The 15,577-nt window shown below is 68.6% G+C and carries 14 protein-coding genes, 2 tRNA genes and 2 pseudogenes; 11 read left to right on the top strand and 7 right to left on the bottom strand.

From position 1 onward, the window contains the following. Positions 1-376: 376 nt before the first annotated feature. Positions 377-565 (bottom strand): annotated as a pseudogene (locus ABDW59_RS00915) (hypothetical protein); the annotation flags it as partial. Between the two features lie 2 nt (positions 566-567). Next, positions 568-717: pseudogene (locus ABDW59_RS00910) on the bottom strand (transposase); the annotation flags it as partial. 95 nt (positions 718-812) lie between these two features. Here ABDW59_RS00910 and ABDW59_RS00905 point away from each other — a divergent pair. Then, on the top strand, positions 813-962 hold the full coding sequence (locus ABDW59_RS00905) for a hypothetical protein (protein ID WP_343627450.1): 150 nt from the start codon (positions 813-815) through the stop codon (positions 960-962). Between the two features lie 51 nt (positions 963-1,013). On the opposite strand, the gene ABDW59_RS00900 is transcribed toward ABDW59_RS00905, so the two are convergent. Both ABDW59_RS00900 and hrcA read right to left on the bottom strand, forming a co-directional pair. Further along, positions 1,014-1,090, bottom strand: a tRNA-Ile gene (locus ABDW59_RS00900). Positions 1,091-1,159: 69 nt separating this feature from the next. Next, the gene (gene hrcA / locus ABDW59_RS00895; RefSeq protein WP_343627448.1) at positions 1,160-2,170 is read right to left on the bottom strand and encodes a heat-inducible transcriptional repressor HrcA; all 1,011 of its coding nucleotides are present in this window, start codon (positions 2,168-2,170) and stop codon (positions 1,160-1,162) included. Positions 2,171-2,263: 93 nt separating this feature from the next. Between hrcA and ABDW59_RS00890 the strand changes: the two genes are divergently transcribed. The 4 genes from ABDW59_RS00890 to ABDW59_RS00875 all read left to right on the top strand — a co-directional run bounded on the left by ABDW59_RS00890 (position 2,264) and on the right by ABDW59_RS00875 (position 6,725). Continuing rightward, positions 2,264-3,139 (top strand): NAD kinase, encoded by an 876-nt coding sequence (locus ABDW59_RS00890; RefSeq protein ID WP_343627446.1) that lies wholly within the window; start codon positions 2,264-2,266, stop codon positions 3,137-3,139. Further along, positions 3,139-4,863, top strand: a complete 1,725-nt coding sequence (recN, locus tag ABDW59_RS00885; RefSeq protein ID WP_343627445.1) for a DNA repair protein RecN — start codon at positions 3,139-3,141, stop codon at positions 4,861-4,863. The genes ABDW59_RS00890 and recN overlap by 1 nt, the downstream gene beginning before the upstream one ends. Continuing rightward, a complete protein-coding gene (gene rapZ / locus ABDW59_RS00880; protein WP_343627443.1) occupies positions 4,860-5,774 on the top strand; it encodes an RNase adapter RapZ in 915 nt (304 codons plus the stop codon). Before recN ends, rapZ begins: the two co-directional genes overlap by 4 nt. Positions 5,775-5,840: 66 nt before the next feature. Then, positions 5,841-6,725 carry a hypothetical protein gene (locus ABDW59_RS00875; protein WP_343627441.1) on the top strand — a complete coding sequence of 295 codons (885 nt, stop codon included), beginning with the start codon at positions 5,841-5,843 and terminating at the stop codon, positions 6,723-6,725. On the opposite strand, the gene ABDW59_RS00870 is transcribed toward ABDW59_RS00875, so the two are convergent. Next, a complete protein-coding gene (locus ABDW59_RS00870; RefSeq protein WP_343627439.1) occupies positions 6,673-7,155 on the bottom strand; it encodes a hypothetical protein in 483 nt (160 codons plus the stop codon). The two genes, ABDW59_RS00875 and ABDW59_RS00870, sit on opposite strands and share 53 nt — an antisense overlap. Before the next feature lie 86 nt (positions 7,156-7,241). On the opposite strand from ABDW59_RS00870, the gene ABDW59_RS00865 reads away from it, so the two are divergent. Continuing rightward, positions 7,242-8,432: a hypothetical protein gene (locus tag ABDW59_RS00865; RefSeq protein WP_343627437.1), complete on the top strand. Its 1,191-nt coding sequence runs from the start codon at positions 7,242-7,244 to the stop codon at positions 8,430-8,432. A gap of 92 nt (positions 8,433-8,524) precedes the next feature. Here ABDW59_RS00865 and mutY read toward each other — a convergent pair whose 3' ends face one another. Then, positions 8,525-9,595: an A/G-specific adenine glycosylase gene (gene mutY, locus ABDW59_RS00860; RefSeq protein WP_343627436.1), complete on the bottom strand. Its 1,071-nt coding sequence runs from the start codon at positions 9,593-9,595 to the stop codon at positions 8,525-8,527. A 67-nt stretch (positions 9,596-9,662) separates the two neighbouring features. After that, positions 9,663-10,529: a bifunctional DNA-formamidopyrimidine glycosylase/DNA-(apurinic or apyrimidinic site) lyase gene (gene mutM, locus ABDW59_RS00855; RefSeq protein ID WP_343627434.1), complete on the bottom strand. Its 867-nt coding sequence runs from the start codon at positions 10,527-10,529 to the stop codon at positions 9,663-9,665. 167 nt (positions 10,530-10,696) lie between these two features. Between mutM and ABDW59_RS00850 the strand changes: the two genes are divergently transcribed. The 5 genes from ABDW59_RS00850 (at position 10,697) to ABDW59_RS00830 (ending at position 15,551) form a co-directional block, all read left to right on the top strand. After that, a complete protein-coding gene (locus tag ABDW59_RS00850; protein ID WP_343627432.1) occupies positions 10,697-12,559 on the top strand; it encodes a tetratricopeptide repeat protein in 1,863 nt (620 codons plus the stop codon). After that, the gene (locus ABDW59_RS00845; protein WP_343627430.1) at positions 12,559-13,152 is read left to right on the top strand and encodes an outer membrane lipoprotein LolB; all 594 of its coding nucleotides are present in this window, start codon (positions 12,559-12,561) and stop codon (positions 13,150-13,152) included. Before ABDW59_RS00850 ends, ABDW59_RS00845 begins: the two co-directional genes overlap by 1 nt. A 182-nt stretch (positions 13,153-13,334) precedes the next feature. Then, positions 13,335-14,405, top strand: coding sequence for a 4-(cytidine 5'-diphospho)-2-C-methyl-D-erythritol kinase (gene ispE, locus ABDW59_RS00840; RefSeq protein WP_343627428.1), 1,071 nt, complete (start codon positions 13,335-13,337; stop codon positions 14,403-14,405). A gap of 38 nt (positions 14,406-14,443) precedes the next feature. Then, positions 14,444-14,520, top strand: a tRNA-Gln gene (locus ABDW59_RS00835). A 68-nt stretch (positions 14,521-14,588) separates the two neighbouring features. Continuing rightward, positions 14,589-15,551 (top strand): ribose-phosphate pyrophosphokinase, encoded by a 963-nt coding sequence (locus ABDW59_RS00830; RefSeq protein WP_067061122.1) that lies wholly within the window; start codon positions 14,589-14,591, stop codon positions 15,549-15,551. The last annotated feature ends 26 nt before the right edge of the window (positions 15,552-15,577 follow it).

Genomic DNA, 15,577 nt, shown 5'->3' with positions numbered 1-15,577 from the left:
ACGAGGAGCGCGAGACGGGATCCGCAGGCGAGGGGATGGGGCATCGAAGGATTCTCAGGGGCGATCTTGAAGATGCAACTCAGCGACCTTCGCGCTGGACTCGGACGGCTTCCATCAGGACCTCGCTGGTCTTGCGCTGATAGGCGTCGAAGTCCCGTCCGAGTTCGTTGGCCTTGGTTTGCCGCGCTATGAGGCGCTGGTGCAGTTCCTCATAGCGAGCGCCTTGCGCCTTGTCGCGGAACGACAGCGAAGGCGGCCGGCCCTTGACCAGTGCGAAACCGGTGGGCTTGTCGTGGAGCAAGCTCGGCACCTGAGCAGCGAGGTCCTGCTGCTCGCGCCGGTTGTCGGCTACGGCGAGGTGGTGATTGCGGATGGGACCGACCTCCTTCTCGACCAGGACCTTATTGAACGCCATCGAGGCGGCATTTACTTCCTCGCCGGTCATAGGCTGGCCCCTCACGATCTGGTCGATCAGCTCTTCGGGGTTCTTGGGTAACGCGGCGGACTTGGCCGCTATCGCGGCGTTCCTCAGCTTGGTCTTGCTCAGAGGTTTGTCGATTGGCATACCGGCACGCCATAAGCCTTGATCCACTTGTATAGACTGTGCTGACTGACGCCGATTCCCGCCGACACCTCAGCAACCTTGTGGTCGCGTCCGGTGATCTGCTTGACCGCATCAAGCTTGAATTCTTCTAGGTAGGGTTGGTTCGCTTTCATGGCACCTCCTATTGCGTCTCAGTTCTGAGGCTCGGAGATATCTAGCAAACCTGGGGCGATTCAATGTGCTGCGGCACCCGTTCGCAAGTCACTTCATGATCAATGGCAGCAACATCCGGACGCAGCAGAGGATCCTCGGTCGTGCCAACCTGACCATGGCCATGACGATGCGGTATTCGCATCTCGCGCCGGATCATCTGCAGGCGCGGGTGTTGAACCCGCTCACCGCGTTGACACCGGTTTGACAGTCAGGACATCGACGAGCCGTACTTGTCGTCCTAAGCTACTGATTTGGTTGGTAGGCCGTACAGGACTTGAACCTGTGACCAAAGGATTATGAGTCCTCTGCTCTAACCAACTGAGCTAACGGCCCCCGGGGGTAATACGAGTATGCGGATCCTGGCGGATCCGCGGCTCCGGCCTTGCACCGGAGCGGCGGATTCTACTTCTGCGACAGCGCGCTCGAGACCATCCTCGACGTGATGTCCACGATCTCGATCATCCGGTCGTAGGCCATGCGGGTCGGGCCGATGACGCCCAGCGTCCCGACCACTTCCCCATCCACCTCGTACGAGGCCGAAACCACCGACAGCTCCTCCATCGGCACCACCTGGCTCTCCCCGCCGATGTAGATCCGCACGCCCTCCGCGCGCGACGACACGTCCAGCAGCCGCATCAACTGCGTCTTCTGCTCAAACATGTCGAACATCCTCCGCAGGCTCCCCATGTCATGGCTGAAGTCCTGCACCGTCAGCAGATTCCGCTCGCCGGAAATGATCACCGGCTCCTGCTCCTGGATCCCCTGCTGACCCACATCCACCGCCGCGCTCATCAGCTTCGCGATCTCCCCGCGCAGCTGATCCACCTCCGTCCGCAAGCGGTCCCGCACCACGTCCAGCGACAGCCCCGTGTAATGCGCGTTCAGCCGGTTGCTCGCCTCCGTCAGGTCCGACTGCGTCAGGTCCTGCGCCGTGAACACCAGCCGGTTCTGCACATCCCCGTCCGGCGACACCATGATCACCAGCACCCGCCGCTCCCCCAAGCGGAGGAACTCGATGTGATGGAAGACGCCGCTCTTGCGCGGGGACGTCACCACCCCCACGAAGCTCGACAGGCTGGACAGCATCTGCGCCGCGTTGGCGATCACGCGCTGCGGCTGGTCGGGCAGCAGTTGGCTCTCGAAGGCCGCTTCCCGCGGCAGCCCCGGCTTGGCCGTGAGCAAGGTGTCGACGAAGAGCCGGTAACCCCGCGCCGTCGGAATCCGCCCCGCGCTCGTGTGCGGGCTCGCGATCAAACCCAGCTCCTCCAGGTCCGCCATCACGTTGCGGATCGTCGCCGGGCTCAGCTCCAGGCCCGACGCACGCGACAGCGTGCGCGACCCCACCGGCTGGCCATCAGCGATGTACCTCTCCACCAGAGCCTTCAGCAGTAATTTCGCGCGGTCGTCGAGCATGCTTTTCATTCTAGTGAACCCGCCGGTTTCCTCTCCCGGCGCACTCTGCCAACACCCCGGTCCCGTCACATCGCTGTGGTGTAATTCCGCGCTATGTCCAAGCGCTTCCAACACGTGGCGATCGTCGGAAAACCCCAGGCTCGGGGCATCCGCCCCATCCTCGAGGAGATTGCCGAATTCGTCGCCTCTCAGGGATTGGATGTTTCCCTGGAACAGGAAACCGCCGACAGCACCGGCATCACCTCCCTCCCCGCCCTGACCCACGCCGAACTCGGCACCCAGTGCGACCTCGCCATCGTCGTCGGCGGCGACGGCACCATGCTCGGCTTCGCCCGCCAGGTCGCCCGCTACGGCCTCCCCCTCGTCGGCATCAACCAGGGCCGCCTGGGCTTCATCACCGACATCTCCACCGAGCAGTACAAGGAGGCCCTCGCCTCCATCCTCGCCGGGGATTACGAGATCGAGCACCGCTCCCTGCTCGAGGGCTCCGTCATCCGTGACGGCGAACAGATCTTCGCCGGCGTCGCCCTCAACGACGTCGTCGTCTCCCGTGGCGCCACCGCCGCCATGGTCGAACTGCGCGTCGACGTCGGCGAGGAGTTCGTCGCCAACATGCGCGCCGACGGCGTCATCGTGGGAACGCCCACCGGATCCACCGCCTACGCGCTCTCCGCCGGCGGCCCCATCCTCCATCCCGGCATCGCCGGCTGGGTGCTGCTCCCGATCGCGTCCCACGCGCTGTCCAACCGCCCCATCGTCCTGCCCGACAACGGCGAGGTCCGCCTCACCATCGTCGCCGGCCGCGACGCCAGCGTGAACTTCGACATGCAGGCCCTGGCCTCGCTGCTGCACGGCGACTGCATCACCGTGCGCCGCTCCCAGCACCGCGCTCCCTTCCTCCACCCCCGCGGATGGAGCTACTACGCGACCCTGCGCCGCAAGCTGCGCTGGAACGAAGGAAACAGCTGATGCTGCGCCGCCTCGCGCTCAAGGACTTCGTCATCGTCCCGGCCCTGGAGCTCGACTTCGCCGCCGGCTTCTCCGCCCTCACCGGTGAAACCGGCGCCGGCAAGTCCATCCTCATCGACGCCCTCCAGCTCGCCCTGGGCTCCCGCGGCGACGCCGCCGTCGTCCGCGAAGGCGCCCCCCGCGCCGAGATCTCCGCCGAGTTCGACCGCCCCGCCGCCCTCGCCCCCTGGCTGGAGGAAGCCGGCTTCGAGGCCAGCAGCGACGGCGCCGCGCCGACGATGCTGCTACGCCGCGTCATCGACGCCCAAGGAAAGAGCCGCGCCTGGATCAACGGCGGCACCGCCACCGTCGCCCAGCTGCGCGAGCTCGCCGAACACCTGCTCGACATCCACGGCCAGCACGCCTGGCAAGGCCTGACCCGCCCCGCCAGCGTGCGCGAGCTGCTCGACGTCTTCGCGCAGATCGACACCAAGCCCCTGGCCGCCGCCTTCGCCGACTGGCGACTGGCCACCGAGACGCTCAACGCCGCCCGCGCCAAGCAGTCCGACCTCGCCCGCGAGCACGAACGCCTGAGCTGGCAGATCGGCGAGGTCGACCGCCTCGCCCCCGCCGCCGACGAGTGGGACGAGCTCAACGCCGAGCACCAGCGCCTGTCGCATGCGCAATCGCTGATGGACGCCGCCCGCGGCGCCCTCGAACGCATCGCCGAGGCCGAGATCAACGCCGAATCGCTGACCGACGAGGCGCTGTCCGCGCTCCAGGACGTGCTCGGCTACGACGCCGGCCTGCAGGACACGGTGAACGCGCTGCTCGGCGCGCAAGCCCAGTTGCAGGACGCCGCCCACAGCCTGAGCTCCTACTTGAACGCCGCCGACCTGGACCCCGATCGGTTGCAGCAGCTCGACGACCGGCTGTCCGCCTGGGTCACGCTGTCGCGCCGCTACCGCCGCCAGCCGGCCGAGCTGCCCGCGTTGCTCGCCGAATGGAAGGCGGAGCTCGCGCAGCTCGACGCCGCCTCGGACCTCGACGGATTGCAAGCGAAGCAGGCTGCCGCGCTCAAGGCCTTCCAGAAGGAAGCCAAGACCGTCAGCTCCGCCCGCGCCAAGGCCGCGCCGGCGCTGTCGAACGCGGTGTCGCAGGCCATGCAGCAGCTGGGCATGTCCGGCGGCCGCTTCGAGGTCGCGCTGCAGGCGCAGGACGAGCCGCAAAGCTTCGGTCTGGAATCCGCGGAATTCCTGGTCGCCGGTCACTCCGGCAGCACGCCGCGTCCGCTGGGCAAGGTCGCCTCGGGCGGCGAGCTCTCGCGCATCGCGCTGGCCATCGCCGTGACCACCAGCCAGAAGAACGCCGGAGCCGGCACGCTGATCTTCGACGAGATCGATGCGGGCGTCGGCGGCGCCGTGGCCGAGACCGTCGGCCGCCTGATGAAGCAGCTGGGCCAGCGCGCGCAAGTGCTCGCCGTGACCCACCTGCCGCAGGTCGCCGCCTGCGCCGACCACCACTTCCTCGTCGCCAAGGCGCTCAAGGACGGCAAGACCAACTCCGACGTGCGCCCGATCTCCGGCGAAGCCCGCACCGCCGAGATCGCCCGCATGCTCGGCGGCGAACGGCTGTCCTCGACCTCCCTCGCCCACGCGCAGGAAATGCTGGACCTGTCCGCCAAAGCCGCGTCGTCCCCTGCCGCGCAAGGCCCGACCCCCTCCTCCAAGAAAGTGAAGCCGTGAACGTGCCCGATTCGACCCCGCCCGCCGGTACCCTGTCCAACGGGGACGTCGTGCTGGTCACCGGCATGTCCGGCGGCGGCAAGTCCATCGCCATGCATGCGCTGGAGGACGCGGGCTTCTTCTGCGTCGACAACCTGCCGCCCGAACTGCTCCCGCAGTTCCTCGAGCTGGAGCGCCAGCGCGGCTGGCGCCGCGTCGCGATCGCGGTCGACGTGCGCAGCGCGGGCTCGCTCCCACAACTGCTGCTGCACATCAAGGAGATGCGCCAGAGCGGCATTTCGCTGCGCGCCATCTTCCTGGACGCCGACAACGACACGCTGCTGCGCCGCTTCTCCGAGACCCGCCGCCCGCATCCGCTGCGCGTGGGCAACGACGACCGCAACGACGGTGACACCCACCGCGCGCTGCAGGAAGCCATCGCGCTGGAGCGCGAGCTGCTGACGCCGCTGCGCATGGAATCCACCGTCATCGACAGCAGCCAGCTGCGCCCGGCCCAGTTGCGCGCCTGGGTGCGCGACCTGGTGCGCGCGAGCGGCTCCTCGCTGACGCTGGTGTTCGAGTCCTTCGCCTTCAAGCATGGGGTGCCCAGCGACGCCGACTTCGTCTTCGACGTCCGCGTCCTTCCGAACCCCTATTACGACCGCGAGCTGCGTCCGCTGACCGGCCGCGACGAACCGGTCGCCGCGTATCTGGAAGTCCAGCCCGAGGTGCGCTTGATGCTCAGCCAGATCGGCGCCTTCATCGCGCAGTGGCTGCCCAACTTCGCGCAGGACCAGCGCAGCTATCTGACCGTCGCCATCGGCTGTACCGGCGGCCAGCACCGCTCGGTCTATCTGGTCGAGACCCTGGCCAAGCAATTCGCCTTCCACGGCCAGGTGCTCAAGCGGCATCGGGAACTCGACGCGCGCTGATCGGCGCATCCAGCCGACGCCCGCGTCCAGGCGACCACTGAGCGGCCTTCCGCCTCAGAGGTCCCCATGCCGTTTCCCTCCCTGCTGACCCGGCTCTTTCACGACGGGTGCTACTCCGTCCCGACCGCCGCCATCGTGCCTTGCTCTCCGCTGGGCAAGACGCCGCTTCCCGACGATTCGCAGCGGCAACGCCTCCAGCAAGACCTGGACCTCGTGCGCGCGACGCTAGGCACGCCAGCGACCCGCCAGGCCGAGGATCTGCTGCGTGAGGTGCAAGGCGCGCTGGACTTGCTCACCGCTCCCTGCGCCGATCCGCGGGCCTGGCGCAAGCTCCCCACGCGCGACACCGTCGAGCAATGGCTGGAGTCGGCGCGCTTCGATCCGCGCATCCGACCCGAACGCATCGCCGAATTGAACAGCAGGGGCCACGCGCTGGTCGCCAGCCTGGCCGAACACGGCATCCCCGGCAGCAACCGCCTTCACCGCGAGGCGCTCTGCCTGGCCGCGGACATCGCGCGCGACTGCGGCGCTCGGTCGGTCTCGGCGCGCGTGGTCCGGCAATTGCACGAGAGGCTGGAGGCGATGGACCAGGCGCTGCTCGACTTCCGCTGCCATCGCGGCGCGCTCTGGGAAGCGCGGGCCGAGGCGGAACAGATGAACGCCGGAATCCGCCACCTGGAAAGACTGCCGCCCGGCGTGAGCGCCAAGGCCGTGCGCCAACTGCGCGGCGCTCACGATCGCCTGAAAGCGTCGCTGGAACATGCCGCGGGCCAGCTGGCGATCGGGGACCTCCCGGCGATGCGCCATACCGTCGCCGGCATAGCCGGCTTGCGTCCGTGGTTGCGCCAGGAGATCGCCGCGCGCGACGACGACTATGCCATGCGCCACCGGCCCCGCGTCACACCTGTGTCGGTGCCGCCGGATTCGTCTCCATCTCCTGGGCCTGGTTGAAGAGCAGGATGCCGATCACCACGGATGCGAACGGCAGCAGGAAGACCATCGCCAGCATCCACAGGAACACGCCGCGGCCGGCGCGCTTGAGCGCCAGCCCCATGTAGACCCAGTGCGCGCACAGCCCGGCGAACAGACCGAGCCCGAACATCGTCGCGCGCGCCGCCTCCACCTCGCCTTCCTGGGTTCCGCTGATCAGGAACCACAGGCACACCCCGCTGGCCAGCAGCGCGATGAAGGCGGATTCCAGAGCGCTCTTCAACGGGGCGGAGGGCCCCGGCGTGACGGCATTCGACATGGTGTCCCTGATGGTCTTGGCTGGCCGCTGTGCGGCGATCGCGCGAGCATAGCGCGAGCGGTGAACCGCGACCGCTGAATCCCTCCAGCGCGTCGTCCAAAAGAGCCAGTGAGAAGCCGCGATGGCGCGCATGCGCAAGCGCCTTCGAGGTCACGCCCCCTTCACGGGGGCTCGACTGAGAAGGCCGACCTGCTTTGCACCTGCCTTGCACCTGCCCCATGAGCTCGCCTTCGCTCCTCTGCTTCCGGTCTCCGGCGACGTCCACCCTGCCCGAGGCCGATCACCCGCCGCCGTCGCCCGAACGGAGCCAGACCTCCATCGATCCAGTCCGGGATGCGCCATCATCCAGACGCTCCGGCCTGCCGCGTCCAAGCGGCCGCCCGCTCACGCCGGCGCAACTGATCCGCCGCTTCGGCAACGAAGCGTGCCGGATCGCCTATCGGCTGGCTCATCCCCACAAAAATGAGCAGGGCCTCTCGGCGGTATCGGCCAAGACCCCCGCGCGGCCCGAATCAGAGGTGACCAAGGGGCGGCGCGAGTATGTCGAGGACCTGCTCGCCATCGCCCGCCGGCAGCTGCCGAGGTTGCCGTCGAACTGCCCGCTGGGGCGGGCCCTCGCGAAGGTCCATGCGGAGTGCATCGGCAAGCGCCCCCGCCCGCCGGTGGACCCGGCGTCGCCCTATGGCGATCTGGATGCGCTCGCCTCGCGCCTGCGTGCGTTCTGCGCCGCCGAGCAGCGCATGCTCGGCGCCCGTCAGGCCGTGGCCGAAGCGCGAGCCATGGCCCAAGCGGGGCCGGCGAACGACCCATTTCAGTCGTTTCGCAAGCAGCGGCTGCTCCCGCTGGTCGACAGCTGCGCAAAAGAGCTCAAGCGGGCCGACGCGGCGCTCAACAAGGAACATCTGGCGCAGGTCGACCAAGTGCTGCTGGCCGTCCACGGCGGGTTGACCAACTTTCAGCAGAACTGCCAGTTGCAGCGCATACCGGACGCGCCGCGCGTCGCTCCCGAATGGCGGCCTTCCGCCGATCAGGCCGGGACGCTGGCCCCATCAGCTTCCCCCTTGAAGCGACTACGCGACCTTTCCAATCAGGAGGTATGCGGCCACCAGCGTGACAATCTGTTGAAGCAGCACGACGCGACCGAACTCAGGATCTGGGTCGCCAGGCAGCAGTTGGACGCCTTGGGAGCGTCGACCCGGCCAGAGAACGTCAAGCGCGCGGCGGCCATCGAGCAGCGACTGACAGCGCTCTACGCGCGCTCCGACGCGCTGATGGTGGAGGCGCTTAAACTCCTGAACGGCAAGACTCCGTCGATCCGCGACACCCCGCCGCCGATCCGCGACACCCCGCCGCCGATTCCGCCTCGCCGCCGTGCCCCGCTGGCCCGGGCAGAAACCGGAGAGATCTGACGCAGAGGCTGGACCGTCAGCCGCATCAGCCCTGCCGACGGTCATCCCGAATCTCGCCCCCGGCCTCTGGTCGCGAGCGTCGCGACCTCGGCCTAATCGAGCAGCTTGCGCAGCGGCGCCGGCAAGGCGTACTCCGGGAGCCGCTCCCGCGGCACCCAGACGCCCTCGCCCACCGGCCTCGCCTCGCGCGGCAGCAGCGCGCGGCGCGGATGCAGCAGCCAGTCGAAGTGCGTCAGCACATGCTTGACCTGCGGCAAGGTCTCCGGCGCCGCGACGCCCAGCGCCGCGCTCTGCGCATGCAGCGCGGCCTCGTCGTCGAACAGCGGCAGCGTCCACAGCCCGCCCCACACCCCCTCGGCGGGCCGCTGCTCCAGCCACACCCGGCCTTCATGCTCGATCCACAGCCACCAGTTCTCGCGGCTGCCACGCTTGAGCTTCTTCGTCTTGATCGGGTAGCGCGTGGGCTCGCCCTCGGCCAGTCCCGCGCACAGGCCCGACACCGGGCACAGCAGGCATTGGGGCGAGCGCGTCGCGCAGTGGCTCGCGCCCAGATCCATCATGCCCTGCGTGTAGGCGGGCATGTCCTCGGGCGAGGCCGGCAGCAACTGCTCCGCCAATCGCCACAGCCGCTTCTCCTGCGCCGCCGACGCGAGGTCCCCGTCGAATGCCAGCAGCCGGCCCAGCACCCGCTTGACGTTGCCGTCAAGGATCGCGACCCGCTCACCGAAGCAGAAGGACGAGATCGCCGCCGCCGTCGAGCGGCCGATGCCGGGCAACTCGGCGAGCTCGGCCGCGCTGCGCGGGAACGCGCCGCCGTGGTGCTCGACCACCGCCTGCGCGCATTTGTGCAGGTTGCGCGCGCGGCTGTAATAGCCCAGCCCGGCCCAGGCGGCCATCACCTCGTCATTGGGCGCGGCCGCCAGCGCGGCCACGTCGGGGAAGCGCTCCAGGAAGCGACGGTAGTAGCCCAGCACCGTCGTCACCTGCGTCTGCTGCAACATGATTTCCGAGAGCCAGACCCGATACGGATCGCGGGTGTTCTGCCAGGGCAGGTCATGCCGGCCCTCGCGGCGCTGCCACGCGAGCAGGCGCGGCGCGAAGTCCTCGCGCAGGCCCGCCACGCGGGCGTCCAGAGCGGCATCGGTCATCGAGGTCTGGGGCATCGGAGAGAGGCTGGCAGTCGGGGCCGCTGGCGTGGATCGGGGCATGGGTTTGAAAGGTCGGAGCGATTCATCGCTTCTGGCAGCGGGGACAGAAGAAGGTCGATCGCTGCCCCTGCACGATGCGCCGAATGGGCGTGCCGCAGTGGCGGCAAGCCTCGCCCTCGCGGCCATAGACCCGCGCCTGCATCTGGAAGCTGCCGGCAACGCCGTGCGCGTCCTTGAAGTCGCGCAGCGTGGTGCCGCCGGCTTCCAGCGCCTCGCCCAGCACCTGGCGCAGCGCGCCGGCCAGCTTGGCCGCGCGCGGCCGGCTGATCTTGCCCGCCGCCAGCCGCGGATCGATGCCCGACATGAACAGCGCCTCGCACGCATAGATGTTGCCCGCGCCGACCACCACGTCGCCCGCCAGGATCGCCTGCTTGACCGGCACGCGCCGGCCGCGGAAATGCTGATGCAGATGGTCGCCGTGGAACTCGATGTCGAAAGGCTCCAGCCCGATGCGCGACAGCAGCTTGGCGGCCGGTTCGGCATCCAGCCCGGGCGACCACAGCACCGCGCCGAAGCGCCGTGGATCGGTCAGTCGCAGCACCCCGCGGTCGGTGACGAGGTCGAAATGATCGTGCGGCCCGGCCTGGGGCGGCTGCTCGCGGAAGGCCAGCGAGCCGGACATGCCCAGGTGCAGCAGCAGGCCGCCGTCAATCTCGGGGTCGACCTCGCGATCGCCAGCGGAGTGGGCGCCGGCGTCGGCGACCAACGGCAGCCACAGGTACTTGCCGCGCCGCTGCGCCGCGCCGACCCGCAAACCCAGCAGCGATTCCGGGCTCACGCCCAGCGGCCAGCGCAGCGGTTTGCCCAGCCTCACGGCCAGGACGCGCGCGCCATCGATCGCGTGGGCAAAACTCCGTCGTGTAACTTCAACTTCCGGCAACTCGGGCATCCCAGGATCATAGGGTTCGCCGATGGCCGGTGCCGGCGCGGGGCCGTCAGGCTCCATAGAATGGTCCGCGGCTTGCCCGGTGTTCATGCGATGTCCATTCGATATCCATTCGATGTTCACTCGGTGTCCACCCGGCCCGCCTTCACGCCCAGTTCAGGAGTCACGTCATGTCCGCCCTCGCGCGCCACCGCTGGTGGCTCTCCGTCGCCCTCGCCCTGAGCTGCGCCGCCCACGCCCAATCCGCCCCGCAGCTGGCCGCCTCGGCCCCTGAGCCCGCCGCCCCGGCCGCCCCCGCTTCTTCCGCCAGCGACGCCGCGGCGCCCCCCGAGCCCGCCGCCTCCGCGCCCATCGTCAACTCCGACATCGACGCGCCGCTCTTCTATCAGCTGCTGATCGGTGAGATGGAGCTCCAGGGCGGCCAGCCCGGCGTCGCCTACCAGGTGATGCTGGACGCCGCCCGCCGCACCGGCGACGAGGCGCTGTTCCGCCGCGTCGTGCAGATCGCGCTGCAGGCCCGCGCCGGCGACCAGGCCGTCATCGCCGCCCGCGCCTGGCGCGACGCGCTGCCGGAGTCGCTCGACGCCCATCGCACGCTGATCCAGCTGCTCGCGCTGCTGAACCGCCCGGCCGAAGTCCCGGCCGCGCTGCGCCCGCTGATGGCCATCACCCCCAGCGCCGATCGCGCCGGCCTGCTGGCCGGCCTGCCCAGCCTGTTCCAGCGCAACCCGGAGCCGCTGCGCGTGCAGCAGGCCTTCGAGCCGCTGCTGGCCGAGGCCGCCGCCAAGCCCGAGACCCGCTTCGCCGCGCTGATGGTGGCGGCGCGCTTCGCGCAACTGGCGGGCAGCTACGAGACCGCGCTGGTCAACACGCGCGCCGCGGCCAAGGACTTCCCCGACCGCGACGAGCCGCTGATCATGGCGCTGGAGCTGCTGCCCCACCGCCCCGAGGCCGAGGCGCTGATCACCGCCGAGCTGCAAGCCCATCCCGACAAGCAGGCGCTGCGCGTGGGCTACGGCCGCGCTCTCGCTCGGGCGCAGCGCCCGGCCGACGCGGCCCGCGAGTTCCGCTTGCTCACGCAGGAGTCGCCCGACGTCGCCGGCCACTGGCTGGCGCTGGGCTCGCTGGAGCTGGACCTGCAGCACGCCGACGCCGCCGAGCAGGCGCTGCAGCGCTACATGTCGCTGGTCGAGAAGCCGGCCAAACCCCCGACCACGCTGGCCGAGCGCGCCTCGGAAGCCGTGGGCGGACTGATCCAGGAGCGCGAACTGCGTCAGCAAGGTCTGCTGCTGCTGGCCCAAGCGGCCGAGCAGCGCGGCGACTTCAAGCTCGCCGAGGCGCGCCTGTCCAAGATCGACGCGGCGCCGGGCAACCTCGACATCACCTATCGCCGCGCCTCGCTGCTGGCGCGCCAGGGCAAGCTGGACCAGGGACTGAAGCTGCTGCGCGCGATGCCCGCCGAGCGCGACCAGGACCGCCGCGCGCAAGTGCTGGCCGAGTCGCAGCTGCTGCGCGACAACCGCCAGTGGCAGGCCGCCTACGACGTGCTGGCGCAGGCCTCGGCCAAGAGCCCCGAGGACGCCGACCTGATCTACGAGCAATCGATGATGGCCGAGAAGCTGGGCCGCACGCAGGAGATGGAGACGCTGCTGCAGAAGGTCATCCAGCTCAAGCCGCAGCATTACCACGCGTACAACGCGCTGGGCTACTCGCTGGCCGATCGCAACGAGCGCCTGAACGAGGCGCGCGATCTGATCTCCAAGGCCTTGAGCTTCGCCCCGGGCGAGCCCTTCATCGTCGACAGCATGGGCTGGGTGGAGTTCCGCCTGGGCCGCCTGGGCGAGGCCGAGCGCCTGCTGCGCCAGGCCTACGGCTCGCGCCCCGACCCGGAGATCGCCGCCCATCTGGGCGAGGTGCTCTGGGCCGCCGGTCAGCAGGACGAGGCGCGCCGCATCTTTGCCGACGCCGCCCGCCGCGATCCGCGCAACGAGGCGCTGGCCGCCACCCTGCAGCGTCTGCAGGTCCGTCCCTGATGCGTCGCCGCGGTTTCAACGGCGCGCTCGCGCTGATGGCGGGCGCGTCCCTGCTGGCGCTCGGCGCTTGCAGTTCCGTGCCCAAGACCAGCGCCGACGAGGCAGCGGCCCTGGCGGACGCGCCTCGCCTGACCGGCAAGTTCGGCTTGATCGTCCCGGCCGGTGCCGGCGGTCAGCCGCGCGGCCAGAACGTCACCGCCAACTTCGAGCTGTTGGGCGATCCGACGCGAGGTCAGCTGGAAATGAGCTCTCCGATGGGCAGCCTGGTCGCCCGCGTCTCCTGGAAGCCGGGCGGCGCGAGCGTGCGCACGCCCGACGGCGAGCGCCAGTACGACGACATCGACGACCTGACCCAGGATCTGCTGGGGGAGGCGCTGCCGCTGCGGGCACTGTTCGACTGGCTGCGCGGCCGGCCCTGGTCGCAGGCGCCGCATCGCGCCTCGGGCGACAAGGGCTTCGAGCAACTGGGCTGGCAGGTCGACCTGACGCGCTTCGACGTCCAGCTGATTTCCGCCCGGCGGCTCAATCCGAATGGCGCGGAGCCGCTGGCGACGCTGCGTTTGAAACTCGACGCGCCCGCGGACCCGCAGTAATCTCCTTGCGATTCGCCGGGGTATTTCGATGAAAATCCGGGGGGTTTTCGCGAATTATTCGCGAACGACCTGTTAATCGCACAATCGGCCATCGAAAATCGCCCCCTGAGAATCGGCCGCAAACCACGCCGAAAGCCGCGTCCCATTCAGCCGAACGCATTCCACGGCCTCCATCGACGTCCATGATTTCCTCTCCCACTCCCGGCCCGCTCAAGGCGCTGTACGACGTGCCGGCGCCGGCCAAGCTCAATCTGTTCCTGCATGTGGTGGGCAAGCGGCCCGACGGCTATCACCTGCTGCAATCGCTGTTCGTGCTGATCGACTGGGCCGACACGCTGCATTTCGAGCGCCGCGAGGACGGCGCGCTGCAGCGCCACGACCGCGGCGACGCGCTACCGCCGGACGACCTGTGCCTGCGCGCCGCGCGCGCGCTGCAGCAGGCCAGCGGCACGTCCTTCGGCGTGGACCTGCACATCGAGAAGCGGCTGCCCAGCGGGGCGGGCATGGGCGGGGGCTCGTCGGACGCGGCCAGCACGCTGCTGGCGCTGAACCGCTTGTGGGGGCTGAACTGGACGCGGGAGCGGCTGCAGCCGATCGCGCTGAAGTTGGGCGCGGACGTCCCCTTCTTCGTCGGCGGGCGCAACGCCTTCGTCGAAGGCATCGGCGAGATCCTGACCCCGCTGGACATCCCCGAGATGCGTCTGGCGGTGGTGAAACCGGCCGTCAGCATCGGCACCAAGGAAATTTTTTCGAGCCCCCTGTTGCCAAGGTCTGAAAGCGTGGCTATAGTAGCGGGCTTTCCTGCAGCGAACGGCAGACGCAGCGAAGACGGTCCGGAAACGGATTATCCGAGCGACGAAGCCAGACGCTTGGGCGAACGCAAGGGCAGTATGTCCAGCGACCGCCAAGCGCAAGAAATACTCGTGCAGCAGTTGGTCGACGGGTGGGGCAGAAATGATCTGCAAGCTCCCGCGCAAGCCGCCAGCCACGAAGTATCGACAGCGCTTGATTGGTTGCAAACCCGCTACGAAAATTCTCGAATGACGGGTTCAGGCAGTGCGGTTTTTGCTATAGTTCGGCCCTCGCGATTTGCACAGCAAGTCGCAGCAGAAAAGAAGGACATGGTCACCGACCTCGAGAGCAATCTCAAGGCGACACCGGAAGGCGAGTTCCAGGAACTGCCGGACGGTTGGGTCGGAAGGATGTGTCGCAGTCTGACGGTTCACCCGCTTCGCGGCTGGGCTCAAGACTGAAGCTTGTAGGGTGTCGTGCTTCGCACGGCGTCCTGTGTAGGGGAGTCGCCAAGTTGGTCAAGGCATCGGATTTTGATTCCGACATGCGAGGGTTCGAGTCCTTCCTCCCCTGCCAAATTTTCAGTTCTCAATCCGGGACCCGCTGGGTTGGCCACCGGGCCAGAAATCTAAGGATGGCCCGCTGTGCTGCTCAACACCGTGCTCTTCACGGGTAACGCTAACCCGTCCCTCTCCAAAGAAATCGCCACGCATCTGGGCCTCGAGCTCGGCAAGGCCGTGGTCGGTCGCTTTTCCGATGGCGAAGTCGCCGTTGAGATCCAGCAGAACGTCCGCGCCCGCGATGTCTTCATCGTCCAGCCCACCTGCGCGCCGACGAACGAGAACCTGATGGAACTGCTGATCATGGTCGATGCGATGAAGCGCGCCAGCGCGCGCCGCATCACCGCCGTGATCCCCTACTTCGGTTATGCCCGCCAGGATCGCCGCCCGCGCTCGACCCGCGTGCCGATCTCGGCCAAGGTCGTCGCCAACCTGCTGGAAACCGTCGGCGTCGAGCGCGTCCTGACGATGGACCTGCACGCGGACCAGATCCAGGGCTTCTTCGACATCCCGGTCGACAACATCTACGCCTCGCCCGTGCTGCTGTCGGACCTGAAGGCCCGCAACTACAGCGACCTGGTCGTGGTCAGCCCCGACGTCGGCGGCGTGGTCCGCGCCCGCGCGCTGGCCAAGCAGCTGGGCTGCGATCTGGCGATCATCGACAAGCGCCGCCCCGCCGCCAACGTCAGCGAAGTGATGCACGTGATCGGCGAGATCGACGGCCGCAACTGCGTGATCATGGACGACATGATCGACACCGCCGGCACGCTGGTGAAGGCGGCCGAAGTCCTGAAGGACCGCGGTGCCAAGAGCGTCTTCGCGTACTGCACGCACCCGATTCTTTCCGGCCCGGCGATCGAGCGCATCTCGAGCTCGCAGCTGGACGAAGTCGTCATCAGCAACACGATCCCGCTGTCCGAGGCCGCCAAGGCTTGCGGCAAGATCCGTCAGTTGTCGGTGGCGTTCCTGTTCGCCGAGACCATCCGCCGCATTTCGGATGGCGAGTCGGTGACGTCGCTGTTTAGCGAGCAGAACAACAACTTCTGATCGCGTTTGGAGTTCAGGCCGTTGTC

The organism is Roseateles sp. (assembly GCF_039595295.1).
Lineage (GTDB): Bacteria > Pseudomonadota > Gammaproteobacteria > Burkholderiales > Burkholderiaceae_C > Roseateles.
This window is presented reverse-complemented; position numbering and strand designations above follow the sequence as displayed.